Genomic DNA, 26019 nt, shown 5'->3' with positions numbered 1-26019 from the left:
ACAGCCGTGGAAAGTACTCACATAGCGGACCCGACCTGCTGCCAGCAGAACGTGAACACCAGCGCCCACTGGAAGGCGCGCTGGGCGTTGTCGGCGGCGCCGCCGTGCCCGCCCTCGATGTTCTCGTAGTACTCGACGCGGTGGCCCTGCTCGCGCAGGCGGGCGACGGCCTTGCGCGCGTGGGCGGGGTGCACGCGGTCGTCGCGGGTCGACGTCGTCACGAGCACCGGCGGGTAGGCCGCGTCGGCGCGCAGGTTCTGGTACGGCGAGTACTGCGAGATCCAGCCCCACGCCTCGGGGTCGTCGGGGTCGCCGTACTCCGCCATCCACGACGCCCCGGCGAGCAGCAGGTGGAACCGGCGCATGTCGAACAGCGGCACCATCACCACGATCGCCCCGAACAGCTGCGGGTACCGCGTGAGCATCACGCCCATGAGCAGCCCGCCGTTGCTGCCGCCGTGGATCGCGAGCTGCGAGGCCGTCGTGATCCCGCGGTCGACGAGGTCGCGCGCGACGGCGGCGAAGTCCTCGTAGGCGCGGTGGCGGTGCTCGCCGAGCGCCGCGGTGTGCCAGGTGGGGCCGTACTCGCCGCCGCCGCGGATGTTGGCGACGACGTACGTCCCGCCGCGCGCGAGCCACCCGCGCCCGATGACCCCGCTGTAGCCCGGGGTCAGCGCGATCTCGAAGCCGCCGTAGCCGGTCATCAGGGTCGGGCCGGGGGTGCTCGACGGGTCGCCCACCACGAAGTACGGGATCCGCGTGCCGTCGTCCGAGGTGGCGAAGAACTGCCGCACCTCGAGCCCGCTCGCGTCGAAGCGCGCGGGCGCGGTGCGCAGCACCTCGGGTGCCGGGTCCGACTCGAGGCCGAGCTCGCCGCGCAGGAACGTCGAGGGCCGCGTGTAGCCGTCGGTGTCGAGGAAGTACTCGTCGCTCTGGTCGGGGTCGACGCCGACGACGTCGACCGACCCCAGCTCCGGGCCGGCGGGCAGGTCGCGGCGGGCCCAGTCGCGCGACGGCGTGAGCACCTCGAGACGGGTGACGACGTCGGTGAGCACCGTGAGCACCAGGTGGTTCTTCGTCCACGCGTGGTGGCTCAGCGACCGGCTCGCCGTGGGCGCGAAGAGGACCCGCGCGGTGCGGTCGCCGGCGAGGTAGGCCTCGAGGTCGAAGCAGAGCAGGGAGCCCGCGGGGTGCTCCTCGCCCGCGACGGTCCACGGCGAGCGGGTCCGCACGAGCAGCCACTCCCGCTCGACGTCGGTCTCGGCGTCCGGGGGCACGTCGATGAGCACCTGCGTCCCGTCCGGGCGCAGCAGGTACTCCTCGGTGGTGTGGAAGTCGGGGCTGCGGCCGACGAAGTCGCGCTCGTAGCCGGGGGTGTGGTCGTGGCCGGCGAAGGCCGCGACGTCGGTCTCCTCGGCGGTGAACACGACCTCGGCGTCGGTGACCGACTGCCCGCGGCGCCAGCGCCGCATCACCCGCGGGTAGCCCGACGTCGTCAGCGACCCGGGACCGAGGTCGGTCCCGACGAAGACGGTGTCGTCGTCGATCCAGCCGATGCGGCTCTTCGCCTCGGGCAGGGTGAAGCCGTCGGTCACCCAGCCCTTCGTCGGCAGGTCGAACTCGCGCACGACGGTGGCGTCGGCGCCCCCGCGCGAGAGCTGGACGAGCGCGCGCGAGTAGTCGGGGTAGCGCACGCCCGCGCCCGCCCACACCCAGTTCTCGTCCTCCGCCGCGGCCAGCGCGTCGACGTCGAGCAGCAGCTCCCAGTCGGGGTCGCCGGTGCGGTAGCTCTCCAGCGTCGTGCGCCGCCAGAGGCCGCGAGGGTGCTCGGCGTCCTGCCAGAAGTTGTAGAGCAGCTCGCCGCGGCGCCGGACGTAGGGGATGCGGTCGTCGGCGTCGAGCACCGCGCGCAGGCCGTCGCGCAGCTCGTCGAACTCCGCGGAGCCGGTGAGGACCCCGAGGGACTCGGCGTTGCGCTCCTGCACCCACGTCAGGGCCTCGTCGCCGGTGACGTCCTCGAGCCAGAGGTACGGGTCGTCGGCGGCCTGCGTCGTCGTCGGGGAGCTCACCCGGCCATCCTCACCCATCGCCGTGGGTCCCTGCCCGCGGGCGTGGTGCGGCGGGCGGCACGCGCTTCAGTCGCGGCCGCGCCGCAGCAGCGCGCGCCACTCGGCGGCGCTCCAGTGGGCGGGCTCGGTGTCGGCGAGGAACGCCCGCAGCGTCGCGAGGACCTCGGCCGGGTGGCTGTGGAACGGGAAGTGCCCGGCGCCGTCGAACACCTCGAGCCGGCTGCCCGGCATCGCGTCGTGGGCGAGCTGCGCGTGCTCGACCGGGACGATCATGTCGTCGGAGCCCCACAGCAGCAGCGTCGGCATGCCGGCGGTGAGGTAGCAGCGGTCGAGCATGGTCACGACCTGCCCGCGCCAGTCGACCACCGCGCGCAGCGTGCGCAGGAACGCACTGCGGCTCGTGGCGTCGGGCAGGGCGTCGACGAGCCGGACGAGGTCCTCGGCGTCGCGGCCCAGCGGGTGGTCGAGGCGGGTGAGCGCCCACAGCACGGCCTCGGTCTGTGTCCGCATCCCGGGCAGCCCGAGCATGCCGAGGACGAGCTGCGCCCCCGGCAGGGACGCCGCGCGCAGCGCCGGGCTGACCGACTGCGAGACCCCGCCGGCGCCGACGAGGACGATCCGCTCGGTGCGCTCGGGGTACTGGTAGGCGAACTGCATGGCGACGCCACCACCGAGCGAGTGTCCGACGAGGGTGGCCCGGTCGATGTCGAGGACCCCGAGCAGGTCGCGCATGCCGTTGGCGTAGGCGGCGACCGAGTAGTCGCCGCGCGGCTTGTCCGAGCCGCCGTGCCCGAGGAGGTCAGGGGCCAGGACGGTGTGGTCACGGGCGAGGTCGTCGAGCAGCGGCCGCCAGGTCGACGAGTCGTCGCCGATGCCGTGGATCAGCAGGAGCACCGGCCCCGAGCCCGCCATGCGGAAGGCGCGGCGGTACCCGTGGACGGTGCGGTACTGCAGGGCCCACGCCTCGCCCGGGACGTCGCGGAGGACGGGCCCGGGCGAGGGGGGTCCCGACGGGGGTCGGCGCAGGAGCACGGCCGGTCCTCGGGCCTCCTCGGTCTCGCCATCTGCGGGATCGGGAGCCTAGGCCGTCCGTGTGACGCCCGGTGACGTCCGCGTTGCCGGCCCGTCACGGTCACCCGTCGTCCTCCGTGGTGTCGGTCGGCTCGGCCGTGCCCTCACCCGCGAGCAGCAGGTAGAGGCGCCGGCGGGTGTCGTCGAGCAGGCGCACCGCCTCGGCGACCTGCTCGTCCCGCCCGACCTGGGCGACCTGCGCCACCGCGCCGAACAGCCCGCGGCCGGCCTCGCGCAGGGCGCCGAAGCCGTCCTCGGCCGCCGCGGTGCTCCACACGGCGTCGAGCTCCTCGCGGTGCTCGTCGACGTGGGCGCGCCCGGCGTCGGTCAGGTGGATCACCGAACGGCCCTCGGCCTTCTCGGTGCGCACCAGGCCCTCGTCCGCGAGCTGCGCGACGGTCGGGTAGACCGAGCCGGGGCTGGGTCGCCACGAGCCGCCGGAGCGCTCGCCGATCTCCTGGATGATCTGGTAGCCGTGCATCGGCTCCTCCGCGAGGAGGGCCAGCACCGCCGTGCGCACGTCGCCGCGCGCCCGGCGTCCGCGGTGCCCGCCGCGCGGGCCGCCACCATGGCCACCGGGACCGAACGGTCCGGGGCCGCCGAAGCCTCCGAAGCCGAAGCCTCCGGGGCCGCCGGGACGGCCGAACGGGCCACCCCGTCCGCCGCCACGCCGGAACCCGCCGCGCGGGCCGCCGTGGCCGAAGAGTCCCTCGCGGGCGAACCCGCCGTGGCGGCGCGGGCCGTGCCCGTGCCCGCCGCCGTGACCGCCGTGGTGGCCACCGTGACCCCGGTGCTCGGGGTCCTCTCCGTGTCCCCGTCCGTCGGGGAAGTCGTGCCAGTTCATGTCGCTCCTCCTTCGTCGTTCGTTCGCGACACGTCGACGATATATCGTGACTGTCGGCCGAGCAAGGAACTCCCGAGCGAAGGGCCCCGTCGCTCGCGGAGACGGGCGAGGGGTGCCCTTCGCCGCGTGTGTCCCGGCGGCGTCCTGGCCGAAGGGCCGCTCCGCTCGAACGGCGACCGGGTCAGTGCTCGGCGGCGCGCTCCACGGTGACCTGGAGGGCGGCGAGGAGCTCGCGGGCCGCGTCGAGGCTCAGCTCGACGGCGACCCGGGCGCCGGCCCCGCGCTCGGGGTTGAGGAAGTCGATGTTCACGGTGTGCGGGTCCGGGGCGTGCACGGGGTGGTCGTAGTAGACGGTCGCGGTCTGCAGCGGGAACCAGCCGTCGGGACCCTTGCCGCTCGATCGCGTGAGGTCGAGCTTCTCGGTGCTGTAGGTGCACATGGTCTACGCCTCCCGGGTGGCGAGGTGCCGCGCGAGGAAGTCGGCGATCCGCTGCCAGCCGTCGACGGCCGCGGCGGGCCGGTAGCTGGGCCGGTCGACGGCGAAGAAGGCGTGGCCGGCGTCGTCGTAGCGGTGGAACTCGTAGGTCTTGCCGTGCTCCTGGAGCAGCTTCTCGAGCTCGTCGACCTGATCGGGGGAGGGGTAGGAGTCCTCGTTGCCGAAGAGGCCGAGCAGGGGTGCCCGGAGCTCCGGGATGCGGTCGGCGAGCGGGGAGACCTGCAGCGGGAAGCCCTCGGGCGGGGCGCCGACGACGAACGCGCCGTAGCAGTCGATCGCCGCCTGGACGTCGAGCGCGATCCCGGCGAGGACCGCCTGGCGCCCGCCGGAGCAGAAGCCGATGGCGCCGACCCGGCCGTTGGACGTGGGGAGCGAGCGCAGCCAGCGCGCGGCGCCCGCGGCGTCGCCGACGAACCGCTCGTCGGGCACCCCGCCCTGGGCGCGGGCGGCGGCCGCGGCGTCGTCGGGGGCGGCGCCGGGGGCCTCGCGCGTGTAGAGGTTCGGGCAGATGGCGTGGTAGCCCATGGTCGCGAAGCGCCGCGTGATCTCCTTGGTCGCGGCGTCGTAGCCCGGCATGTGGTGGATGACGATCATGCCGCCGCGCGGGGCGGCGTCCATCGGCCGCGCGGTGTAGGCCTCGATCTCGTCGTCGCCGTGCCCGCGGATGCCGATCGTCTCGGCCAGGACCGCGTCGTGCTGCATGTTCTCTCCTCCGGTCTGGGGCTGGCGGGCTCGATCAGAGCACCCCGCGACGACCGGGGCCGGGGGAGGGCGTGGTTCGCGTGGTCTGCGAGGCCCGGGGTCGTGCCAGCGTGGCGTCCACGCTGTCACTGGACGCGAGGAAAGCCCCCACGATCACCGCGGTGCGCGCCGCCAGCGAGCGGGGCCGTCGCGGTAGAGGTCGCCGCCGTGGAGGTCGTTGACGACGAGCGCGGGGAAGTCGCGGACCTCGAGGCGGTGCACGGCCTCGGCGCCGAGGTCGGCGTACGCGATCACCTCCGAGGACGTCACGCACTGCGAGAGCAGCGCCGCGGTGCCCTCGATCGCGCCGAAGTAGACGCACCCGTGCTCGCGCATGGCGTCCTGGACCGCGTCCGAGCGCCGGCCCTTGCCGATCATGCCGCGGAGCCCCCGCTCCACGAGCAGCGGCGACCAGGCGTCCATCCGCGACGCCGTGGTCGGGCCGGCGGCGCCGATCGGGTGGCCGGGACGCGCGGGTGTGGGGCCGACGAAGTACAGCGTCTCGCCGGCCGGGTCGAACGGGAGGTCCTCGCCGGCGTCGATGGCCGCGGCGAAGCGGGCGTGCGCGGCGTCCCGGCCCGTCACCAGGGGCCCGGAGAGGAGCACCGAGTCCCCGCTGCGCAGCTCACGCACCGTGTCCGCGTCGAGGGGGAGCCGGATCGAGGTGGGGGATTTCCTGGCCTTGGACGCCGGCGTGGACGCCAGGCTGGCATCGCGCGAGCCCGTCACAGGGTCACGGTCCGCACGCGGTGGGAGTGGCAGTCGAGGTTGACGGCCACGGGGAAGGCGGCGATGTGGGTCGGGTAGGCCTCGACGTGCACGGCCACCGTGGTCACCGTGCCCCCGAAGCCCGCCGGCCCGATGCCCGTGGCGTCGATCGCGTCGACCAGCTCGGCCTCCAGCTCCGCCAGCTCCGGGACCGGCGACGGCGACCCGGTCGGCTCGCGGGTGAGCGCCTTCTTCGCGAGCACCGCGGCGCGGTCGAACGTCCCGCCCATCCCGATCCCCACGGTGACCGGCGGTGACGCCGACGGCCCCGCCGCCTCGATCGTCTCCACCACGAAGCGCTTCATGCCCTCCACGCCGGCCGCGGGCGTCAACATCCGCAGCGCCGACATGTTGTCGCAGCCCGCGCCCTTGACCAGCAGCGTCAGGCGCACGCCGGACCCCTCGACGAGGTCGTAGTGGACCATCGCCGGGGTGTTGTCGCCGGTGTTGGTGCGGTCGACGGGCGAGCGCACCAGCGAGGCACGCAGGTAGCCCTCCCGGTAGCCCTCGGCGACGCCCCGGTCGAGCGCCGCGGCCAGCGAGCCCCCGGTGAAGTGCACGTCCTGCCCGATCTCGAGGAAGCACACCGCGTACCCGGTGTCCTGGCAGAACGCGATCCGCTCGCGCGCGGACACCTCGGCGTTCGCGAGCAGCCGGTCGAGCACCTCCTGCCCGATCGGGGACTCCTCGCGCTCCCGGGCCCGCCGCAGGGCGTCGACGTGGTCGCCGCGCAGCTCGTGGTTGGCCTCGACGCACAGCCGCCGGACGGTGTCGGCCACCTCGTCGACCGGAATCTCCCGCACGCCGCAGGGCTTACCGCACACCCGCCGGGGACGCATGCCGGACCGGGCGAGAGGGTAGGCGTCGAGCACGGAAATCGACGTTCCCCGCCCCACACCGGGGCGGGGTGGAGCAGGAGGAACACCGGATGGACCTGTCGCGTACTCGGGACATCTTCGAGCGGCCGGGGCCGTTCGCGACGGTCTACCTGGAGGCCGTGCAGGCCGGCGAGAACTCGGCCAAGCAGGTCGAGCTGCGGTGGCAGCACCTGCAGAAGCAGTTGAAGGACGCCGGCGCCGACGACAAGACGCTCGCCGCGCTCGACGACGAGCTCGCCGACGAGCGCTCGGGTTCGATCACCGGGGTCGGGCGTGTCCTCGTGGCCTCGTCGGAGGGGATCCTCTTCGACGACGAGGTCGAGGCCGTCGACGCCGCCGGTGACGTCGCGATCTGGTCGCCGCTGCCGGAGCTCGGCCGCTACTACCGCAGCCAGAGCGGGTCGGTGCGCGTGCTGCTCGCCGTGGTCGACCAGACCGGCGGCGACCTCTACCAGGTGATCGCCGACAACTCCGAGGGCGCCCGCGAGCTCGACGAGGAGACGATCAAGGGCCAGGCCCTGGAGACCGTGCACAAGGCCCGCGGTGGCGGCGTCGGCAACCGGACCCGGCAGAACCGCCACGAGATGGCCTCGTACGAGAACGCCGACGAGGTGGTCAAGGGCATCCGCAGCGCCGTCAAGCAGTTCCGCCCCGAGGTCATCGTCCTCGCCGGCGAGGTGCAGGGGCGCTCGTCGGTGCGCAACGAGCTGCCCGGCGACCTCGCGGAGATCACCCGCGAGATCGAGGCCGGCAGCCGCGCCGCGGGCGCGTCGGAGGACGCGCTCGAGGACGCGATGCTCACGGCGGCCGGCGTCATCGCCACCGAGCGCGAGACCGGCGTGCGCGAGCGCTTCGCCGAGGCCAAGGGCCACGGCAACGCCGTCGAGGGCTTCGAGCCGGTGCTCGAGGCCGCGCGGCAGGGCGCCGTCGACACGCTGCTGGTGATCGACGGCAAGGACGTGCCGGGCGAGCTGTACGTCGGCTCGTCGCCGGAGCAGATCTCCACGGACCCGAAGAACCTCGAGCAGCTCTCGGACACCGAGCCGGTCAAGCGCCCGGCCGAGCAGGTGCTGCTGCGCACCGTCGGCGCGCTCGGCGGCAACGTCGACGTCCTCGGCGGGGGCACCGACCTCGTCGACCACATCGGCGCGATCCTGCGCTTCCCGACCGGGAGCTGAGCCGCCGGATCCCGCACGACCCGCACGACCCGGCACGGCACGAACGCGCCGTTCGCTGCTTCTAGCGCAGCGAACGGCGCGTTCGCTGCTTCAGCGGGCCCGGTCGGGCGGCGCGCTACCGCAGCGCCGCGAGCTCGCGGGCCGCGGTGCGGGCGTCGTCGAGCGTCACGTAGGGCGCCGCGAAGCCGAAGCGCAGCAGGTCCGGCGGGCGGGCGTCGACGACGACCCCGCGCCGGGCCAGCGCCGCGCACATCCCGTCGGCGTCGCGCACCCGCACCGCCACGTGCCCGCCCCGGCGCTCGTGCTCCCGCGGGGTGACGACGTCGGCACCCGCCGGCAGGGCCTCGAGGAACGCGTGCCCGAGCGCCAGCGACGCCGCCCGCACGCCGGCGAGGTCGGGGCTGTCGACGTCGTCGAACACCGACAGCGCGCCCTCGAGGGCGAGCATCGAGAGCATCGGCGGCGTCCCGACGCGCAGGCGCCCCACGCCCGGCGCGGGCGTCCACGCCTCGGTCATCCCGAACGGGTCGGCGTGCCCGGTCCAGCCGGTCAGCGGGGGGTCGAGCACCTCGTGGTGCCGCGTCGCGACGTAGGCGAAGGCGGGCGCGCCGGGCCCGCCGTTGAGGTACTTGTACGTGCAGCCGACGGCCAGGTCGACGCCCAGCGCATCGAGCTCGACGGGCATGACGCCGACCGCGTGCGAGAGGTCGGCGACGACGACCGCGCCGGCCGCGTGGGCCCGCTCGACGATCGCGGCGAGGTCCCACCGCTCGCCGGTGCGGAAGTCGACGGCGGGCACGGCGACGACGGCGGTGTCGGCGTCCGGGGCCATGGCGTCGGGCGAGGTGGTGCGCAGCGTCAGTCCGCTCAGGCGCGCCACCGACGTCGCGAGGTAGCGGTCGGTGGGGAAGTGCCCGGCGTCGGAGAGCAGCACGCGCCGGTCGGGACGCAGGCGCGCCGCCGCGATGAGCAGCCCGAAGAGCTGCACCGACGTCGAGTCGCCGACGACCACCTGCCCCGGCGCCGCCCCGACCAGCGCGCCCACCCGGTCGCCGAGGCGCTGCGGGGTCGCCCACCAGCCGCAGTCCTCCCAGCCGGCGACCCCGACCCGCGCCCACTGCTCGTCGACCGCGGACAGCAGCGCCGCCCGCGCGGCGTGCGGCTGCGCGCCGAGCGAGTTGCCGGCGAGGTAGACGGCGTCGGCGCCGTCGGGGGCGCGGGGGAGGGTGAAGGCGGCGCGGGCCCAGCCGGGCTCAGGCGAACTGTTCGAGGGCACGGATCTTGTTCGTGGCGTCGAGGGCGGCGACCTTGTAGGCCTCCGAGAGCGTCGGGTAGTTCAGCACGGCGTCGACGAGGTAGTCCACGGTCCCGCCGCAGCCCATGATCGCCTGACCGATGTGCACCAGCTCGGTCGCCGACGTCCCGAACACGTGCACCCCGAGCAGCGCGTGGTCCTCCGGCGACACGAGGAGCTTGAGCATCCCGTAGTCGTCGCCGACGATCTGGCCGCGCGCGAGCTCGCGGTAGCGCGAGATGCCGACCTCGTAGGGGATCGCCTTCTCGGTCAGCTCGGCCTCCGTCGCGCCGCAGTAGCTGACCTCGGGGATCGTGTAGATCCCGTACGGCGACACCTCGGCCATGGAGTGCGCGGGCTCGTCGAACGCGTGGTACGCCGCCTGCCGGCCCTGCTCCATCGACGTGGCGGCGAGCGCGGGGAAGCCGATGACGTCGCCGACGGCGTAGATGTGCGGCACGGCGGTGCGGAAGTGGTCGTCGACCTTGATCCGCCCGCGCGCGTCGGTCTCGAGCCCGGCGCGCTCGACGTCGAGCTGGTCGGTGACGCCCTGGCGCCCCGCCGAGTACATGACGGTCTCGGCCGGGATCTTCTTGCCCGACGCGAGGGTGGTGACCGTCCCGCGCTCCGACACCGACACCCCCGACACCTCCTCGCCGAAGCGGAAGGTCACCGCGAGGTCGCGCAGGTGGAACTTCAGCGACTCGACGACCTCCGCGTCGCAGAAGTCGAGCATGGTCGGGCGGCGCTCGACGACGGTGACCCGGGTCCCGAGCGCGGCGAACATCGAGGCGTACTCGATGCCGATCACCCCGGCCCCGACGACGACCATGCTCGCCGGGATGTGCTCCATCGCGAGGATGCCGTCGGAGTCGACGACGCGGCGGTCGTCGAACTCGACCTGCGGCGGGCGCGCGGGCCGGGTACCGGTGGCGATGACGAAGCGGTCGGCGGTGACGGTCTGGTGCTCACCGCGGTACACCCTCCCGTCGCTCCGCTCGCCCAGCCGCTCGCCGACCACCTCCACGGTGTGGTCGTCGAGGAAGCGGGCCTCGCCGCCGAGCAGGTCGACCCGGTTGCGCTGCAGCTGCGCCCGGATCACCTCCTCCTCGCGCCCGATGACGAAGTGGGTGCGGGCGAGCAGGTCCTGGACGGTGATGTCCTGCTTGACCCGGTAGCTCTCGCCGTAGAGCCCGCGCATCGCGTAGCCGGTGAGGTAGAGGACGGCCTCGCGCATCGTTTTCGACGGGATCGTGCCCGTCTGCGTGCAGACCCCGCCGATCATGCCGCGGCGCTCGACGACGGCGACGCGGCGCCCGAGCTTGGCGGCCGCGATCGCCGCCTTCTGCCCGCCGGGTCCGGAGCCGATGACCACGAGGTCGTAGTCGCGGCGCGCGGCGGCGCTGCTCGCGGGCTCGGGAGCCGGCGCGAGGCTGGACGCGGGCGGGGTGTCCGTCGCGGGATCCACCGGGTGCACCCGCCCACCCTCGCCGCCGCGGGGGGTGCGGGCAAGCGGATCACCGGTGACGGTGCCGCGAACTCCCGCGAGCCGCGGTCGCGAGTTGTCCACAGGCCCGGGAATCCGTGGGAGCCGTCGGGGCCGGGCGTGCGTCGGAACCCATGTGAGCAACCGTCACCGTCCCGCCCGCCCCCGACCCGGGCCGCCGGGGTCCTCGTCCGCCGACGAGGAACCCCTGCGGCTGCGCCTGCACGAGCCCGGCGAGCTCGTCGCCGCGGTGCCCCACCTGCTCGGCTTCCGGCCCGTCGCCTCCCTCGTCCTCGTCGCGGTGCACGACGACCTCGGTGGTGCGTCCGGCCGGCGGCGCCTCGGCGTCGTGGCCCGCGCCGACCTGCCCGCGCCCGGCGACGTCGCGGCCGTGGTCGGCGCGTGCGCCACGCGCATGGTGCCCACCGGGCCGACGGAGGTGACGGCGGTCGTGGTGGCGGAGGGTCCCGACGACGCTCCCGACGACGCTCCCGACGACGCTCCCGAGGACGCCGGCGCCCCGCCGCGGACCGACGTCGCCGACACCGTGGGCTCGGTCTTCGCCGGGCACGGGATCGTCGCGCCGACCCGGCTGTGGGTGCCGCGGATCGCGGCGGGCGCGCCGTGGCGCTGCTACCCGCCGTGCGACTGCCGGGGCCGGGTCGCCGCCACCGACGACTCGCCGCTGGCCGCGGCGTCGGCGTGGCTCGGGCAGGTCACCTACGAGTCCCGCGCCGCCCTGGAGGCCTCGCTGGCGCCCGGGCCGCCCCACCCGCGTCTCGCCGAGCTCGTCGACGCCGAGTGGGAGGCCGCCGTGCTCGACCGCGAGCTGGGCGGGCCGGCCGCCGCGCGCCGGGACCTCGCGGCCGTCGCGGCGGCGCGGGACGAGGTGGCGGCCGGGCGCCCGCTGGGCGACGGGGAGCTGGCGCGGCTCGCCGTGGCGCTGGCCGACCCCGGGGTGCGCGACGTCGTCATGGGCTGGGCGCTCGCCGACGAGGGCGTCGCCGTGGCCGCCGAGCAGCTGTGGACGCTGCTGGTGCGGGCGCTGCCGGCCCCGGAGGTCGCCGAGCCCGCGGTCCTGCTCGCCTGCGCGCAGCTGGTGCGCGGGGGATCGGCGCTGGTCGGCGTCGCGCTCGAGCGGGCCCGGCGCGCCGACCCGGGCCACCGCCTCGCCGGCCTGCTCGAGAGCCTGCTCGCGAGCGGCGCCGGCCCCGACGCCGTGCGCACCGTGATCCGGGAGGCGAGCACGGAGTCCGCGGCCCGCCTGCGGGCCGGGTGAGCCGGGTGGGCTCAGGTGGCGCGGCCGCGGGCGAAGGCCCAGGCGTCGGCCACGATGCCGTCGAGGTCGGTGTGCGTGGGCTTCCAGCCCAGCTCGGCGCGGGCGCGGGCCGAGGACGCGACGAGGACGCCCGGGTCGCCGGTGCGCCGCGGGGCGACGCGGGCGGGGATCGGGTGCCCGGTGACCCGCCGGCACGCCTCGATCACCTCGAACACCGAGAACCCGGTGCCGTTGCCGAGGTTGCACACGAGGTGGCCGCCCGCCTCGGCCACCGCGGCGCCCGCCTGTCCGAGCAGGTCGAGGGCGAGCAGGTGGGCCTCGGCGAGGTCGTCGACGTGGATGTAGTCGCGCACGCAGGTGCCGTCGGGGGTGGGCCAGTCGTCGCCGAACACGGCGATCTCCTCCCGCTGCCCGAGGGCGACCTGGAGCACCAGGGGGATGAGGTGGGTCTCGACGGCGTGCCGCTCGCCCAGCGCGGGCGCGCCGCCCGCACCGGCGTGCGCGCCCGCGACGTTGAAGTAGCGCAGGCTCACCGCGGCCAGCTCGCCCTGCGACGCCGCGGCGTAGGTGCCGATGGCGTGGTCGATGGCGAGCTTGGTGGCCCCGTAGGTGTTGGTGGGGCGGGTCGCGGCGTCCTCGGTGATCGGCGAGGTCTCGGGCTCGCCGTAGGTCGCCGCGGTGGACGAGAACACCAGGCGCGGCACGCGGTGGCGGCGCAGCGCGTCGAGCAACGCGATCGAGGTGACGACGTTGCCGTGCCAGTACTTCGCGGGCTCCACGGCCGACTCGCCGACCAGCGAGCGCGCCGCGCAGTGCACGACGCCGTCGACCCCGCCGGCCCCGAGGACCTCGTCGGCGACCGCGGCGACGTCACCCTCCACCAGCCGCGCCCCCGCGGGGACGGCGTCGCGGTGCCCGGTGGACAGGTCGTCGATCACCACCACGTCGTGCCCCGCGTCGAGCAGGTGCTGCGCGCAGACGCTGCCGACGTAGCCCGCCCCGCCCGTGACCACCAGCGTCATGCACGTCAGTGTGCCGGGCGGAGCCGGGCGTGCCCCGGGCGGGGCAGGCGACTACTGGGCGCGGACGAGCACCGCGTGCGCGACCAGCGGGTCGACCTCGGAGCGCGCGCCCTTGTGGCCGACGCCCACCGCGTCGCCGAAGCGGGGGATGGCGACGACGTCGACGTCGCTGCCGGGCAGCACGCCGGCCTTCTTGAGGTGCGCCATCAGCGGCTCGTTGAGCTGGATGTGCTCGGCGATCCGGCGGACCTCGACCTTGCCGCCGCCGCTGCGGGCGAACTCGTCGAGGCGCACGAGGCCGGCCTCGTCGGGCGTCGGGGTGCGCTGCGGCGCAGTGATCTCGCCGTCGATGTCGGTGCCGCTGCGCAGCGCCTCGAGGCCGGGGATGGGGTTGCCGTACGGCGACACCGAGGGCTCGCCGAGCAGCGTGAAGAGCTTGCGCTCCACCGCGTCGCTCATGACGTGCTCCCAGCGGCACGCCTCGACGTGCACGTGCTCCCACTCGAGCCCGATGACGTTGACGAGGAGCAGCTCGGCGAGGCGGTGCTTGCGCATGACGGCCACGGCCTTGGCGCGCCCGGAGGGGGTGAGCTCGAGGTGGCGGTCGCCGGCCACGTGCACGAGACCGTCGCGCTCCATGCGCGCCACGGTCTGGCTCACGGTCGGCCCGCTCTGCTCGAGACGTTCGGCGATGCGGGCTCGGAGGGGGACGACCCCTTCCTCCTCGAGCTCGTAGATCGTGCGCAGGTACATCTCGGTGGTGTCGATGAGGTCGTTCATGCCCACCCCTTTCCGCCCGGCCATCCTACCGACGGCGGACCCCACCGGACGGCGGCCTCGTCGTGGGGCAGGGCACGATCGTGACATGGCCACCTCGCCGGGTCCCCTGCCCACGCCGGTCGTGCCCGTCGCCTGGCTGCGCGACGCGCTGGAGCGGTCCGACGGGAAGCCCGTCGTGCTCGACGTGCGGTGGACCCTGCGTCCGCCGCCCCGCACCGCCAAGGAGCGCAAGGCCGCCGCCAGGGAGGACCCGCCGGGCCTGGTGGAGCACGAGGCCGGGCACGTGCCGGGCGCGGTCTACGTCGACCTCGACACCGAGCTCGCCGGCCCGCCCGGGCCCGCGGGGCGCCACCCGCTGCCCGACCCCGACGTGCTCGAGGAGACGCTGCAGCGGGCCGGGGCGGGCGCCGACTCCGAGATCGTCGTCTACGACGGCGGCGACGGGATGGCCGCCGCGCGCGCCTGGTGGGTACTGCGCTGGGCGGGCGTGCGCGCGGACCGGGTCGCGGTGCTCGACGGCGGGTGGCCGGCGTGGGTGGCCGCCGGCGGCGAGGTCTCCACCGCCGGCGGCGGGGTCCGCCGGCCGGGCGACCTGCAGATCCGCACCGGCGCCATGCCCGTGCTCACCGCCGACGCCGCCGCGGGCCTGGCCGCGGGCGGGGAGGGCGTGCTGCTCGACGGCCGGGTCGCCGAGCGGTTCCGCGGCGAGACCGAGCCGATCGACCCGGTGGCGGGGCACGTGCCGGGCGCCGCCAACCTGCCGGCGGCCTCCCTCATCGCCGACGGGCGGTGGCGCGCCCCGGACGACGCCGCCGAGGTGCTGCGCCCGCTGGTCGAGGACGCCGGGGCCGTCGGCGCCTACTGCGGCTCCGGGGTGAGCGCGGCGATGCTCGTGCTCGGCCTCGAGCACGCGGGGCTGCGCACGCCCGACGATCCCGCCGGGCTCTACGTCGGCAGCTGGTCGCACTGGTGCGGCACGGGGCGCCCGGTGGAGACCGGGGACTAGATCGCCGCCCGGCGCCCCGGGTCCCGGTACGGTTCTGGCGTGACCAGCTCCGGGGCGACGGTGGACCCGGCCCGCGTGGCCGTGGTGTGGGACGAGAGCCTGCTGGGCTACAAGCTCTCGGAGTCCCACCCGCTGCACCCCGTGCGCCTCGACCTCACGATGCGCCTGGCCACGGCGCTCGGGGTGCTCGAGGGCGTCGAACCGCTGGTGCCCACGCCCGCGCCCGACGAGGAGGTCGAACGCATCCACGTGGCGTCCTACCTCGACGCCGTGCGCCGCGCGCCGCTCGAGGGCGACGATCCGCGCCACCAGCTCGGCACCACCGACAACCCGATCTTCGAGGGCATGCACGAGGCGAGCGCGCTCGTGTGCGGCGGCTCGATCGCGGCGGCTCGCGAGATCGCCGAGGGCCGCGCCGACCGCGCGGTGAACATCGCCGGCGGGCTGCACCACGCGATGGCCGACCACGCCTGGGGCTTCTGCGTCTACAACGACTGCGCGGTCGCGATCTCGTGGCTGCTCGACCACGGCTACGACCGCATCTGCTACATCGACACCGACGTCCACCACGGCGACGGCGTGCAGGCCGCGTTCTACGACGACGACCGGGTGCTGACGATCTCGACGCACCAGCACCCGCGCACGCTGTGGCCGGGCACCGGGTTCGCCTCGGAGCTCGGGGGCGGGCGGGCGTCGGGCACCGCGGTGAACCTCGCGCTCCCGCCCGGCACGCGCGACGCCGGGTGGCTGCGCGCGTTCCACGCGGTGGTGCCCGGGCTGCTGCGCGCGTTCCGGCCGCAGATCCTGGTCACCCAGTGCGGGGTGGACACCCACCACGAGGACCCGCTGGCCGAGCTGTCGCTCACGGTCGACGGGCACCGGGCGATCTACCGGTCGCTGCGCGCGCTGGCCGCCGAGCACAGCGACGGCAAGTGGCTCGCCCTCGGCGGGGGCGGCTACGGCCTCTACCGCGCGGTGCCGCGGTCGTGGACGCACCTGCTGGCCACGGTGCTCGACCGGGACGTCGACCCGTCGCGCCCGATCCCGGCCGACTGGACCGCGTACGCCAGCGAGAAGACCCGCCGGCCGCTGCCGACCTCGATGACCGAGGAGGCGCCGACCGACTTCGAGCCGTGGGGCGGCTTCACCGAGGTCGAGGTCGACCCGTTCCTGCTCGAGACGCGTCGCGCGGTCTACCCGCTGCACGGCCTCGACCCCCAGGACACCCGCGACTGACCCCCCACCCCTGAGCCAAAGGGCGAGGATGACCGACACGGCGGACCCCGACGCCATCACCGCAGAGGTCCGGGCAGTACCCGACGCGCCCTACCCCGCGCACTGGGAGGCCGACGTCGTCGCCTCCGACGGCGCGACGGCCCACCTGCGGCCGATCTCGACCGAGGACGCCGACGACGTCGTCGCCTTCCACGGGCGTCTCTCCGACCGCACGCGCTACTACCGCTACTTCAGCCCCTACCCGAAGATCCCCGAGCGCGACCTCAAGAACTTCGTCGAGGTCGACCACCACGACCGGGTCGCCCTCGTCCTGTGGTTGGGCCGGGAGATCATCGCGATCGGGCGCTACGTGCGGCTCGCGGAGTCGACGGCCGCCGAGGTCGCGTTCGTCGTCCGCGACGACCACCAGGGCCGCGGGCTCGGGTCGATCCTGCTCGAGCACCTCGCCGCCGCCGCGCGCGAGTGCGGGCTGACCCGGTTCGTCGCCGAGGTGCTCACCGAGAACCAGCAGATGGTGCGGGTGTTCCGCGACGCCGGGTTCGAGGTCAGCCGGGCGCTCGAGGGCTCGACGCTGCACCTGGAGTTCGACGTCGCGTCGACCTCGCGCAGCCGCGAGGTGCAGCTCGCCCGCGAGCAGCGCGCCGAGGCCCGCAGCGTCGCCAACGTGCTCTCGCCGCGGTCGGTCGCGGTCGTCGGCGCCTCGCCGGACGAGAACAAGATCGGCCACGTGGTGCTGGCGAACCTCCTGCGCGCCCGCTTCACCGGCCCCGTCTACCCGGTGCACCCCGAGGCCCGCTCGGTGCGGGGCGTGCGCGCCTACCCGACGGTGACCGACATCCCCGACGACGTCGACCTCGCGGTGCTCGCCGTCCCGCCCGACGAGGTCCCGGGCGTGTTCGACGCCTGCCTGTCGAAGGGCGTGCGCGCGCTCGTCGTCATCACCTCGGGGTTCGGGGAGACGGGCCCGCTGGGGCTCGCCGCGCAGCGCGAGCTGGTGGCCGACGCCCGGGCGAACGGCATGCGGGTGGTCGGGCCGAGCGCCCTCGGGGTGATCAACCTCGACGCGCGGGTGTCCCTCAACGCCTCGCTCGCCCCGACCCTGCCGCCGCCCGGGCGTGTCGGGTTCTTCTGCCAGTCCGGCGCGCTGGGCATCCAGATCCTCGAGGCCGCCGCGAGCCGCCGCCTGGGACTGTCGTCGTTCGTGTCGGCCGGCAACCGCGCCGACCTGTCGGGCAACGACCTCATGCAGTACTGGGACACCGACCCCGACACCGACGTCGTCCTGCTCTACCTCGAGACCTTCGGCAATCCGCGCAAGTTCGCGCGCGTCGCCCGGCGGCTGGCGCGGCAGAAGCCGGTGATCGCCGTGAAGACCGGGCGCCACGTGGCCGCCGCACCGGGGCTGGCGGGCAGCGCGCAGCCCATCGACGAGGCCGCGGTCGGCGCCGTCTTCGACCAGTCCGGGGTCATCCGCGTCGACTCGGTCGACGAGCTCTTCGACGCAGCCCAGCTGCTCGCCCACCAGCCGCTGCCGCCCGGACCGCGCGTCGGGATCGTCGGCAACTCGACCGCCCTCGGGGTCCTCGCGGCGGACGTCGTGCTCGCCCAGGGGCTCTTCCTGGCCCGCGACCCGGTCGACCTCGGCACGTCCAGCGGCGCCGAGGAGCTGCGCGCCGCGGTCGCCGACCTGCTCGCCGACGACCAGTGCGACGCCCTCGTCGTCGTGTTCGTCCCGGCGGTCACCACCGACCCGACCGACCACGCGCGGGCCCTCGCCGAGGCGGTGCACGGCGCCGAGAAGCCGGTGGTCTCGACGTTCGTCGCCTCGGAGGGTGTCCCCGAGGTGCTCACGGTGCCCGACGGCCCCCGCGGGGGGCCGGGGCGCGGGAGCATCCCGTCGTACCCGAGCCCGGAGCGCGCGGTGCTCGCCCTGGCCCGGGCGGTGCGCTACACGCAGTGGCGCTCGCGGCCCGTCGGCGAGTTCGTGGTGCCCGACGGTGCGGACGTCGAGGCCGCGCGGGCGCTCGTCGCGGAGATGGCGCCGGCGCCGCGCACCGTGCTCTCCGACGAGCAGGCCGACGCGCTGCTGCGCTGCGTCGGGGTGGTCGTCGCCCCGTTCCGCCGGGTGACCTCGGCCGAGGCCGCCGTCGCCGCGGCCCGCGAGCTGGGCGGGGCGGTGGTGCTCAAGACCGCCGACCGGAGCTGGCGCCACCGCACCGACCTGCGCGGGGTGCACGTGGGGCTCACCGAGTCCACGGCGATCTCGACCGCGTACGCGCAGCTGGTCGAGCTCTCGGGCAGCGACGAGGTGTACGTCCAGGTGCAGGCGCCGCCCGGCATCCCGTGCGTCGTCGAGGTCCGCGACGACCCGTCGTTCGGCTCGCTCGTGTCGTTCGGGCTCGCCGGGGTCGTCGGCGAGCTGCTCGACGACCGCGCCTACCGCGCCACGCCGCTGTCGACGATGGACGCCGCGACGCTCGTGCGCGCCCCGCGGGCGGCCCCGCTGCTCGACGGCTACCGCGGGGCCCGCCGCGTCGACCTGCCGGCGCTCGAGGATCTCGTGCTGCGCATCGGTGTCCTCGCCGACGCCGTGCCCGAGATCCGCTCGCTGGTGCTCGACCCGGTCCTCGCCGCCGACCGCGGGGCCCACGCCACCGGCGTCACCGTCGTGCTGGGCCCGCCGCCGGGGCCCCGCGACGGCGGCCCGCGCCGGCTGCGCTGACCCGGGAGGGCGAACCCCACCCGCACGGATGACCCGGCGCGGGCGCGGGGGACGGCGCAGGCGCCCTACGGTCGGACGACCATGCGCACCGCCCCCGTGACTCCGCCGATCGTGCGGCTCGGCCTGCTCGCGGCCGTCGTCCTGCTGGCCGCGGGCTGCGGGTCGTCGGGGACCCCGGAGCCGCCGGACCCGGCGCCGCGGCCCCCGTCGTCGACCATCCCGACCGACGCCCCACCCTCGAACCGGCCGTCGCCGGCCGCGCCGGACCCGCTGGTCGCGACCCCGCCGCCCGGGGCGAGCGCGCTGGCGGGGGAACGGGTCGACGCGACCGGTCTGCCGGCGGGCCTGCCGACGCTGGTCTGGACGCGCGACGACCGCGTCGTCGGCGTCTACGGGCGTGGTGGCGGGTGCACGGACGCGCGCCTGGAGGTGGTCGAGCAGGGCGAGCGCGTCGTCCTGCGCGTCGTGCAGTTCAGCACCGGACCGGGTCCCTGCACGCGGGAGCTGGTCTACCCGCCGCTGGAGGCGACGCTCGACGCGCCGCTGGGGGAGCGCCCCGTGGTGCTCACCGGCGAGGTCCCGTAGGCACGTCCCGTGGGCACGACGAAAGCCGGAAGACCGGGCCGGCCCCCGACCGTCCCGGTCTCCCGTCGCTGACGGGCCGCGCCCGTCTCGTGGTTGGCCGGACCGATGGCCCCACGTGAGTGGGGTCACACGCGGCCCGTGCGGTTCAGACTGCCGTTACCCGCGAGTCACCGTCAAGGCGGCGATGGGGCGGAGGTCACCGGACCGATCCGGTGACGCTCCGTACCCATCGAGCACCCGAGTCGCCCCGGTGTCAGCTCGCCGCGTAGGCCTTGAGGCGACGCGCGCGGTCACCGTCGCGCAGCTTGACCATGACCTCGCGCTCGATCTGGCGCACCCGCTCGCGGGAGAGCCCGAACTGGCGCCCGATCTGGTCGAGCGTGCGCGGCTGGCCGTCGTCGAGGCCGTAGCGCAGCCGGATGACGTTCTGCTCGCGCTCGTCCAGCGTCGCGATGACGCGGCGCATGTCGTCGTGGAGCAGGCCGGAGATGACCGTGGACTCGGCGTCGGTGGCCTCGGCGTCCTCGATGAAGTCCCCGAGCGGGGCCTCCTCCTCGGAGCCGACCGGCATGTCCAGGCTCACCGGGTCGCGGCTGTGGTCGAGCAGGTCGGCGACCTTCTCGACGGCCAGGCCCGACTCCTCCGCCAGCTCCTCGTTGGTGGCCTCGCGGCCGAGGGTCTGGTGCAGGTCGCGCTTGATGCGGGCCAGCTTGTTGACCTGCTCGACCAGGTGGACGGGCAGGCGGATGGTGCGGGCCTGGTCGGCCATGCCGCGGGTGATGGCCTGACGGATCCACCACGTCGCGTAGGTCGAGAACTTGAAGCCCTTGGTGTAGTCGAACTTCTCCACGGCCCGGATCAGACCCAGGTTGCCCTCCTGGATCAGGTCGAGCAGCGGCATGCCCCGGCCGGTGTAGCGCTTGGCCAGGGACACGACCAGGCGCAGGTTGGCCTCGAGCAGGTGCGCGCGGGCGCGGCGGCCGTCACGGGCCACGGCCCGGAGGTCGGCGGCGCGCCGGCCGTCGAGGACCTCGCCGTCCGCGCCGGACTGCTCGAGCAGGTGCGCGGCGTACACGCCCGCCTCGATGCGCTTCGCCAGCTCCACCTCGTCGGCGGCCGTCAGGAGCGCGGTCTTTCCGATACCGTTGAGGTAGACGCGGACGAGGTCCGCCGCAGGGCCCTGGGCGTCGAGGTCGCTCTCAGCAGGCCCGGTGGGCACGGCCGCGTCGGGGCCGGCCTGCGGTGCGAGTGTCGCCGTCATTGCTTCCTCCCTGCGCGGCGCGAAGGTGCTGTGGCGCCGCGTCACATGGTCGAACGCGTCGGGGGCGGCGTTCGTTCCCGTCGTGGGATACAACAGCGGGGTGCCCGGTGTGGCGTGCCCGACGCATGGCGCGCGCCACCGCGGGGCAACGTCCCGGGATCTCCGACCGGGACGACGGACGGTCCGGCGTCAGATCTCCACGATCACCGTGAACGGCCCGTCGTTCACCGACGCAACGCGCATGTCGGCCCCGAACTTCCCGGTGGCCACCGGCGCCCCGCGGCCGCGCAGCGCCGCCACCACGGCGTCGACCGCGGCCCGCGCGTCGTCGGGCGCCGCGGCCGCCGACCACGACGGGCGCCGCCCCTTGCGCGTGTCCCCGTAGAGCGTGAACTGGCTGACGACGAGCAGGCCCGCGCCGGTCTCCGCGCACGAGCGCTCGTCGCGCAGCAGGCGCAGCTCGTGCAGCTTGCGGGCCATCGTCCCCGCGGCGTCCGGGCCGTCGTCGCGGTGCACGCCGAGCAGCACCAGCAGCCCGGGCCCGTCCAGCGCCCCGACGGTCTCGTCGTCCACGACCACCCGCGCCTCGGTCACGCGGCTGACGACGGCCCTCACGGTGTCCTCACGTCGGTCCTCCTGCCGGCACCAGCATCCCGTGGTGCACGAGGTCGCGGACGACGGGCAGCGCGGCGACCGCCAGTTCCTCGGGGTCGCGGCCGTGCGCGACGGCGAGCAGGTCGACGAGGTCGCGCAACGGCAGGTGGCCGCGGCAGCCGGCGAGGAGCGCGACGCCGAGCTCGTCGACGTCGTGGCGCCACTGCGGGCCGTCCAGGCGCACGAGCGTCGCCGCCACGGGGTCCCAGCCCTCGTCGGTCGACACCAGGCCGCGTTCGAGGGCGACGGTGTCGGGGACGCGCAGGCGGGCGTCGAGCAGGGCGTCGCCGGGGTGCCCGGCGAGCCAGGCCGTGCGGTCGAGCCAGGCCTCGATCTCGGGGCCGAGGGGGTCGTCGTGGGACTGGCGCAGATCCTCGCAGACCACGGTGCCCGGCACGTCCGGCGCGGTGCGACGCAGCGTCACGAAGCCGAACCCGATCGCCAGGACGCCCTCGCCGGCGAGGTAGTCGAGCCACCGCTCCGAGAGCACCGTCCCCTCGGGCGAGGCCGGGTCGACGCCCGCGTCGCGCAGCCAGGTGCCGACGTGCAGGGCCGGGTCGGCGACGTCGCGCTGCACGACCCATGCGTCGAGCCCGCCCGGTGCCGCCGTGCGCGCCGCCTCGGCGAGCCAGGTGCGGGGACGCTCGGTCCAGTCGTCGGAGGTGACGAGCCACGACGCGAGCAGCTGCGCGACCCCGCCCTCGGTCAGGTGCGCGGGCAGGGCCCCGACGAGCAGCGCGGAGGCCCCGTCGCCGCCGAGGCCCGCGTCGCGGTAGACGTGGTCGACCTGCGGCGGTCCGGGTACGAACGGCGGGTTGCTGACGATCTGCTCGAAGCGCCGCCCCGCGACCGGCTCCAGCCACGGCCCCGCGAGCAGCTCCACCTCGACGTCCGAGAGCGCCGCGGTCACGCGGGCCATGGCGAGCGCGCGCGCCGAGACGTCGGTGCCCGTGAGCCGCGCGGCGTGCCCGGAGGCGTGCAGGACCTGGACCCCGCACCCGGTCCCCACGTCGAGCAGCGTGTCCACCGGCCGGCGGACCATCGCCCGCGCGAGCGACAGCGACGCCGCCCCGGTGCCCAGGACGTGCTCGCGGTCGGCCGTCCGTGTCGTCGGCCCGACCTCCAGGTCCGAGAGCACCCACCACGGCGCGGCGTCGGGGATCGAGGCGTCGCCGTGCGGGCGCAGGTCCAGCGCGGCGGTCACCTGCCCGCCGGTGTCGACCAGCAGCCCGGCCCCGATCGCCTCGTCGAGATCGGCGGGCGCCAGCGCCGACGCGGCCTCGGCGCGGGGGACGGGGTCGCCGAGCAGGAACAGGCGCACCAGCGTGCCCGCGTCACCGGCGCCGCGGACCGCGCGCCGGGCCGGCGTCGTCTCGCCGCGGTCGAGCGCCGCGCGGGCCGCCGCGCCGAGGAGCGAGGCCACGCCGTCGACGGTGAACTCACCGCGTCCGAACGCCGCGAGTAAGCCACGCCACATTCGGGCATCAGGAACGACAGCACCCGCCGCGAGGGAGCGGTGTGTGTCGGAGTGGTCAGGTCGTGACACGCGCAGATCGTCACACTGCACGCGCAGTCGATCTTCGCGGCCCTGCTCCCGACCCCTCCGAACGCACCGTTGCCTCGGGACGGGTGGTGCGTGAGGCTGCGCACACCGCAAGGGGCACCGCGCGTCGTCGGGCGCTGGCGGTGCGGACGACGACCGGGAGGGCACACACGGATGTCGGAGCAGACGGCCACCGAGGGAAAGACCTACCCGCCGGACCCGGAGCTGTCGAAGACGGCGAACGTGCGGCCGGAGATGATGGAGCAGGACCTCCGGGAGTTCTGGGACGAGCAGGCCAAGCAGCGCCTCGACTGGTTCGAGCCGTACGACGAGGTCCTCGAGTGGAACCTCCCGTACGCGAAGTGGTTCGTCGGGGGCAAGCTCAACGCCTGCTACAACTGCGTCGACCGCCACGTCGAGAACGGCAAGGGTGACAAGGTCGCCCTGCACGTGGTGCCCGACGAGGGCCCGGACTCGCCCGAGGCGCGGGACATCACGTTCTCCCAGCTCCAGCGCGACGTCGTGAAGATGGCCAACGGGCTCAAGGAGCTCGGGGTCGGCAAGGGCGTACCGGTCGGCATCTACATGCAGATGATCCCCGAGGCGGTCGTCGCGATGCTCGCGTGCGCCCGCCTCGGCGCGCCGCACACCGTCGTGTTCGGCGGCTTCAGCGGCAAGGCCGTGGCCGAGCGGTGCAACGACCTCGAGTGCAAGGTCCTCATCACCCAGGACGAGGCGATGCGTGGCGGCAAGGCCGGCGCGCAGAAGACCAATGCCGACGAGGGCCTGGACGCCGGCCCCACGACGGTCGAGAAGGTCGTCGTCGTCAAGCGCAGCGGCGCGGACATCCCGATGAGCGACCGCGACATCTACCTCGACGACCTGACGGCGAACGTCTCGGACGACCCCGAGAGCTGCCCGTGCGAGCCCATGGACTCCGAGGACCTGCTGTTCCTCCTCTACACCTCGGGGTCGACGGGCAAGCCCAAGGGCGTCGTGCACACCACGGCCGGCTACCTGCTGGGCGTCGCGACCACCCACAACCTGGTCTTCGACGTCAAGGACGACTCGGTCTACTGGTGCGCCGCCGACATCGGGTGGATCACGGGCCACAGCTACATCACCTACGGCCCGCTGGCCAACGCGTGCACGTCGGTGCTCTTCGAGGGCGTCCCCGGTTACCCGGACAAGGACGTCTGGTGGAAGATCATCGAGAAGTACGGGGTGACGATCCTCTACACCTCGCCGACGGCGATCAAGTCGCACATGAAGGCGGGCGAGCAGTACCTCGAGGGCCACGACCTGTCGTCGATCAAGATCCTGGGCAGCGTCGGTGAGCCGATCAACCCCGACGTCTGGGAGTGGTACCGCAACCACGTCGGTGGCGGCCACGCGCCGATCATGGACACGTGGTGGCAGACCGAGACCGGTCACATCCTGATCACTCCGCTGCCGGGCATCACCACCCTCAAGCCGGGCATGGCGCAGCAGCCGTTCCCGGGGGTGCGGCCGGAGATCCGCGACGACGAGGGCAACCAGCTCGACGTCGAGCAGACCGGCAACCTCGTGCTCACCCAGCCGTGGCCGGGCATGATGCGCACGCTCTACAAGGACGACGAGCGGTTCAAGGACACGTACTGGTCGAAGTACTCCGACGCGTACTTCGCCGGTGACGGCGCGAAGTACGACGCCGACGGCGACATCCAGCTGATGGGCCGCATCGACGACGTCGTCAACGTGTCCGGGCACCGTCTCTCGACCTTCGAGGTGGAGAGCGCGCTGGTCGAGCACGAGGACGTCGCCGAGGCCGCCGTCGCGGCGCGCAAGGACGACGACACCGGCCAGGCGATCATCGCCTTCGTGTCGCTCAAGGGCGACAAGCAGGGCACCGAGGAGCTGGAGCAGGCGCTGCGCGAGCAGGTCGCCCAGTCGATCGGCAAGCTCGCCCGTCCGGCGTCGGTGATCTTCGCCAACGACCTGCCGAAGACGCGGTCGGGGAAGATCATGCGGCGGCTCCTCAAGAACCTGGCCGAGGGCGAGGAGCTGGGCGACACGTCCACGCTCGTCGATCCGACCGTCGTGGAGGAGATGCAGAAGCAGATGAACAACTAGGGGCCCGCCCGCCCCGTCGAGCGAACGACGCCCTCGCTGCTCCCGGAGCGGCGAGGGCGTCGTTCGTTCGTGGCCTGGTCGGGCGGGTGGTGTGCAGCGAACGCGCTGTTCGCTGCTTCTAGGCGCCCGAAGTCCCCGTTGATCGAGGCTCAGCGTCCGCGCCCGGCGCCTCGGGCTTCGGCGGCGGGTCCTCCTGCCGCAGCACCGCGAGCTGCTCGGTGATGCGGCCCATGATCCGATCGGTCGCCTCCTGCAGCGAGCGACGCCCGATGCGGCCCTCGCGCAGGTCGTCGAGGGCGACCGGCGAGCCGGCGAGCACGTGCAGCGTCGCCCGGGGCCAGAGCGTCGGGCGCGTCGCGCTCGGGGGCAGCAGGTGGTTGGAGCCCCACTGCGCCACCGGGATCACCGGCGCGCCGGTCTCCAGGGCCATCCGCGCGATGCCGGTGCGGGCGGCGCGGGGCCAGCCGTCGGAGTGCGTGGCGAACCCGCCCTCGGGATAGACGACGACCACCTCGCCGCGACGCACCGCCTCCACCGCCGCGCGATAGGCCTCGATGCCCGACGCCGAGCGGTCGACCGGGATGTGCCGACCCCCGCGCAGCGGCGCGCCGACCACCGTCTGGGACCACAGCTCCTTCATCGCGAGGAACCGCGGCACCCGGCCCTGCGCCACCACGTACGACACCAGCACGATCGGGTCGACATGGGAGAGGTGGTTGACCGCGAGCAGGGCCCCGCCCGACGTCGGCACCCGCTCACCGCCGCGGAAGTCCCAGCGGGCCACGGCCATGAGCACCGGCCACAGCAGGTCGATCGCGAAGCCGTACCAGAAGCCGCGGTCGGTGCGGGGGTAGAGCACCCAGATCGCCAGCTTGCGCCAGAGCCGGATCGCCCGCCCCGGCCGCCGACGGTCGTGTGCCTGGGAGATCCGCCGGAGTCGGTCCTGCCGCGCCATGCCCCGGATCATGTCGGGCCGGGCCGGGGCGCGCATGCG

General features: G+C 74.7%; 22 protein-coding genes. 7 read left to right on the top strand and 15 right to left on the bottom strand.

What is annotated here, in order from left to right; translation table 11 throughout:
- Positions 1-17: 17 nt before the first annotated feature.
- From PH190_RS03720 to PH190_RS03690, 7 genes are all read right to left on the bottom strand, one after another.
- The gene (locus PH190_RS03720; RefSeq protein WP_420791567.1) at positions 18-2087 is read right to left on the bottom strand and encodes a prolyl oligopeptidase family serine peptidase; all 2070 of its coding nucleotides are present in this window, start codon (positions 2085-2087) and stop codon (positions 18-20) included.
- A gap of 48 nt (positions 2088-2135) precedes the next feature.
- Positions 2136-2981 (bottom strand): alpha/beta fold hydrolase, encoded by an 846-nt coding sequence (locus PH190_RS03715; RefSeq protein WP_274230453.1) that lies wholly within the window; start codon positions 2979-2981, stop codon positions 2136-2138.
- A 220-nt stretch (positions 2982-3201) separates the two neighbouring features.
- Positions 3202-3984 carry a PadR family transcriptional regulator gene (locus tag PH190_RS03710; protein ID WP_274230150.1) on the bottom strand — a complete coding sequence of 261 codons (783 nt, stop codon included), beginning with the start codon at positions 3982-3984 and terminating at the stop codon, positions 3202-3204.
- Positions 3985-4165: 181 nt separating this feature from the next.
- On the bottom strand, positions 4166-4423 hold the full coding sequence (locus tag PH190_RS03705; RefSeq protein WP_274230149.1) for a DUF6295 family protein: 258 nt from the start codon (positions 4421-4423) through the stop codon (positions 4166-4168).
- 3 nt (positions 4424-4426) lie between these two features.
- Positions 4427-5182 carry a dienelactone hydrolase family protein gene (locus PH190_RS03700; RefSeq protein ID WP_274230148.1) on the bottom strand — a complete coding sequence of 252 codons (756 nt, stop codon included), beginning with the start codon at positions 5180-5182 and terminating at the stop codon, positions 4427-4429.
- A gap of 153 nt (positions 5183-5335) precedes the next feature.
- Complete coding sequence (locus tag PH190_RS03695) at positions 5336-5950, bottom strand: FumA C-terminus/TtdB family hydratase beta subunit (protein WP_274230147.1); 615 nt, start codon at positions 5948-5950, stop codon at positions 5336-5338.
- On the bottom strand, positions 5947-6828 hold the full coding sequence (locus PH190_RS03690) for a fumarate hydratase (RefSeq protein WP_274230452.1): 882 nt from the start codon (positions 6826-6828) through the stop codon (positions 5947-5949). The genes PH190_RS03695 and PH190_RS03690 overlap by 4 nt, the downstream gene beginning before the upstream one ends.
- An 89-nt stretch (positions 6829-6917) precedes the next feature.
- Here PH190_RS03690 and PH190_RS03685 point away from each other — a divergent pair, with 89 nt between their 5' ends.
- Complete coding sequence (locus tag PH190_RS03685) at positions 6918-8045, top strand: baeRF2 domain-containing protein (RefSeq protein ID WP_274230146.1); 1128 nt, start codon at positions 6918-6920, stop codon at positions 8043-8045.
- A 115-nt stretch (positions 8046-8160) separates the two neighbouring features.
- Here PH190_RS03685 and PH190_RS03680 read toward each other — a convergent pair whose 3' ends face one another.
- Together PH190_RS03680 and sthA are read right to left on the bottom strand one after the other, a co-directional pair.
- Positions 8161-9321, bottom strand: coding sequence for an aminotransferase class V-fold PLP-dependent enzyme (locus PH190_RS03680; RefSeq protein ID WP_274230145.1), 1161 nt, complete (start codon positions 9319-9321; stop codon positions 8161-8163).
- Positions 9299-10714, bottom strand: coding sequence for a Si-specific NAD(P)(+) transhydrogenase (gene sthA / locus PH190_RS03675; protein ID WP_274230451.1), 1416 nt, complete (start codon positions 10712-10714; stop codon positions 9299-9301). The genes PH190_RS03680 and sthA overlap by 23 nt, the downstream gene beginning before the upstream one ends.
- Before the next feature lie 247 nt (positions 10715-10961).
- Between sthA and PH190_RS03670 the strand changes: the two genes are divergently transcribed.
- Entirely contained in the window at positions 10962-12104 is a 1143-nt protein-coding gene (locus PH190_RS03670; RefSeq protein WP_274230144.1) for a DUF4192 domain-containing protein, read from the top strand.
- A gap of 11 nt (positions 12105-12115) precedes the next feature.
- Here the strand turns inward: PH190_RS03670 and galE are convergent, their stop codons facing one another.
- Both galE and PH190_RS03660 read right to left on the bottom strand, forming a co-directional pair.
- Positions 12116-13126 carry a UDP-glucose 4-epimerase GalE gene (galE, locus tag PH190_RS03665; RefSeq protein WP_274230143.1) on the bottom strand — a complete coding sequence of 337 codons (1011 nt, stop codon included), beginning with the start codon at positions 13124-13126 and terminating at the stop codon, positions 12116-12118.
- A gap of 51 nt (positions 13127-13177) precedes the next feature.
- On the bottom strand, positions 13178-13906 hold the full coding sequence (locus PH190_RS03660) for an iron-dependent transcriptional repressor DtxR (protein WP_274230142.1): 729 nt from the start codon (positions 13904-13906) through the stop codon (positions 13178-13180).
- Positions 13907-13991: 85 nt separating this feature from the next.
- Between PH190_RS03660 and PH190_RS03655 the strand changes: the two genes are divergently transcribed.
- The 4 genes from PH190_RS03655 to PH190_RS03640 all read left to right on the top strand — a co-directional run bounded on the left by PH190_RS03655 (position 13992) and on the right by PH190_RS03640 (position 19455).
- A complete protein-coding gene (locus tag PH190_RS03655) occupies positions 13992-14912 on the top strand; it encodes a sulfurtransferase (RefSeq protein WP_274230141.1) in 921 nt (306 codons plus the stop codon).
- A gap of 39 nt (positions 14913-14951) precedes the next feature.
- Positions 14952-16148 (top strand): acetoin utilization protein AcuC, encoded by a 1197-nt coding sequence (locus PH190_RS03650; protein ID WP_274230140.1) that lies wholly within the window; start codon positions 14952-14954, stop codon positions 16146-16148.
- A gap of 28 nt (positions 16149-16176) precedes the next feature.
- The gene (locus tag PH190_RS03645) at positions 16177-18870 is read left to right on the top strand and encodes a bifunctional acetate--CoA ligase family protein/GNAT family N-acetyltransferase (protein WP_274230139.1); all 2694 of its coding nucleotides are present in this window, start codon (positions 16177-16179) and stop codon (positions 18868-18870) included.
- 81 nt (positions 18871-18951) lie between these two features.
- A complete protein-coding gene (locus PH190_RS03640) occupies positions 18952-19455 on the top strand; it encodes a hypothetical protein (RefSeq protein ID WP_274230138.1) in 504 nt (167 codons plus the stop codon).
- 253 nt (positions 19456-19708) lie between these two features.
- Here the strand turns inward: PH190_RS03640 and PH190_RS03635 are convergent, their stop codons facing one another.
- The 3 genes from PH190_RS03635 to PH190_RS03625 form a co-directional block, all read right to left on the bottom strand.
- Complete coding sequence (locus PH190_RS03635) at positions 19709-20716, bottom strand: sigma-70 family RNA polymerase sigma factor (RefSeq protein ID WP_274230137.1); 1008 nt, start codon at positions 20714-20716, stop codon at positions 19709-19711.
- A 189-nt stretch (positions 20717-20905) separates the two neighbouring features.
- Positions 20906-21331 carry a D-aminoacyl-tRNA deacylase gene (gene dtd, locus PH190_RS03630; RefSeq protein ID WP_274230136.1) on the bottom strand — a complete coding sequence of 142 codons (426 nt, stop codon included), beginning with the start codon at positions 21329-21331 and terminating at the stop codon, positions 20906-20908.
- A gap of 7 nt (positions 21332-21338) precedes the next feature.
- A complete protein-coding gene (locus tag PH190_RS03625) occupies positions 21339-22847 on the bottom strand; it encodes a DUF7782 domain-containing protein (protein WP_274230135.1) in 1509 nt (502 codons plus the stop codon).
- A gap of 240 nt (positions 22848-23087) precedes the next feature.
- On the opposite strand from PH190_RS03625, the gene acs reads away from it, so the two are divergent.
- The gene (acs, locus tag PH190_RS03620; protein ID WP_274230134.1) at positions 23088-25025 is read left to right on the top strand and encodes an acetate--CoA ligase; all 1938 of its coding nucleotides are present in this window, start codon (positions 23088-23090) and stop codon (positions 25023-25025) included.
- A gap of 118 nt (positions 25026-25143) precedes the next feature.
- On the opposite strand, the gene PH190_RS03615 is transcribed toward acs, so the two are convergent.
- The gene (locus PH190_RS03615) at positions 25144-26016 is read right to left on the bottom strand and encodes a lysophospholipid acyltransferase family protein (RefSeq protein WP_274230133.1); all 873 of its coding nucleotides are present in this window, start codon (positions 26014-26016) and stop codon (positions 25144-25146) included.
- Positions 26017-26019: the final 3 nt, after the last annotated feature.

It is taken from the genome of Actinomycetospora straminea (assembly GCF_028737255.1).
In the GTDB taxonomy this organism is placed as follows: domain Bacteria; phylum Actinomycetota; class Actinomycetes; order Mycobacteriales; family Pseudonocardiaceae; genus Actinomycetospora; species Actinomycetospora straminea.
The sequence above is the reverse complement of the archived record's forward strand: the minus strand, read 5'-3'. Positions and strand labels throughout refer to the sequence as shown.

Coding starts and splice junctions, on each gene's coding strand:
- PH190_RS03645 (WP_274230139.1), top strand. CDS start 16,177: ATGACCGACACGGCGGACCCCGACGCCATCACCGCAGAGGTCCGGGCA.
- PH190_RS03655 (WP_274230141.1), top strand. CDS start 13,992: ATGGCCACCTCGCCGGGTCCCCTGCCCACGCCGGTCGTGCCCGTCGCC.
- PH190_RS03615 (WP_274230133.1), bottom strand. CDS start 26,016: ATGCGCGCCCCGGCCCGGCCCGACATGATCCGGGGCATGGCGCGGCAG.
- galE (WP_274230143.1), bottom strand. CDS start 13,126: ATGACGCTGGTGGTCACGGGCGGGGCGGGCTACGTCGGCAGCGTCTGC.
- PH190_RS03715 (WP_274230453.1), bottom strand. CDS start 2,981: ATGGCGGGCTCGGGGCCGGTGCTCCTGCTGATCCACGGCATCGGCGAC.
- PH190_RS03660 (WP_274230142.1), bottom strand. CDS start 13,906: ATGAACGACCTCATCGACACCACCGAGATGTACCTGCGCACGATCTAC.
- acs (WP_274230134.1), top strand. CDS start 23,088: ATGTCGGAGCAGACGGCCACCGAGGGAAAGACCTACCCGCCGGACCCG.
- PH190_RS03710 (WP_274230150.1), bottom strand. CDS start 3,984: ATGAACTGGCACGACTTCCCCGACGGACGGGGACACGGAGAGGACCCC.
- PH190_RS03705 (WP_274230149.1), bottom strand. CDS start 4,423: ATGTGCACCTACAGCACCGAGAAGCTCGACCTCACGCGATCGAGCGGC.
- PH190_RS03690 (WP_274230452.1), bottom strand. CDS start 6,828: ATGCGTCCCCGGCGGGTGTGCGGTAAGCCCTGCGGCGTGCGGGAGATT.
- PH190_RS03685 (WP_274230146.1), top strand. CDS start 6,918: ATGGACCTGTCGCGTACTCGGGACATCTTCGAGCGGCCGGGGCCGTTC.
- PH190_RS03625 (WP_274230135.1), bottom strand. CDS start 22,847: ATGTGGCGTGGCTTACTCGCGGCGTTCGGACGCGGTGAGTTCACCGTC.
- PH190_RS03640 (WP_274230138.1), top strand. CDS start 18,952: ATGCGCACCGCCCCCGTGACTCCGCCGATCGTGCGGCTCGGCCTGCTC.
- PH190_RS03635 (WP_274230137.1), bottom strand. CDS start 20,716: ATGACGGCGACACTCGCACCGCAGGCCGGCCCCGACGCGGCCGTGCCC.
- PH190_RS03700 (WP_274230148.1), bottom strand. CDS start 5,182: ATGCAGCACGACGCGGTCCTGGCCGAGACGATCGGCATCCGCGGGCAC.
- PH190_RS03720 (WP_420791567.1), bottom strand. CDS start 2,087: ATGGGTGAGGATGGCCGGGTGAGCTCCCCGACGACGACGCAGGCCGCC.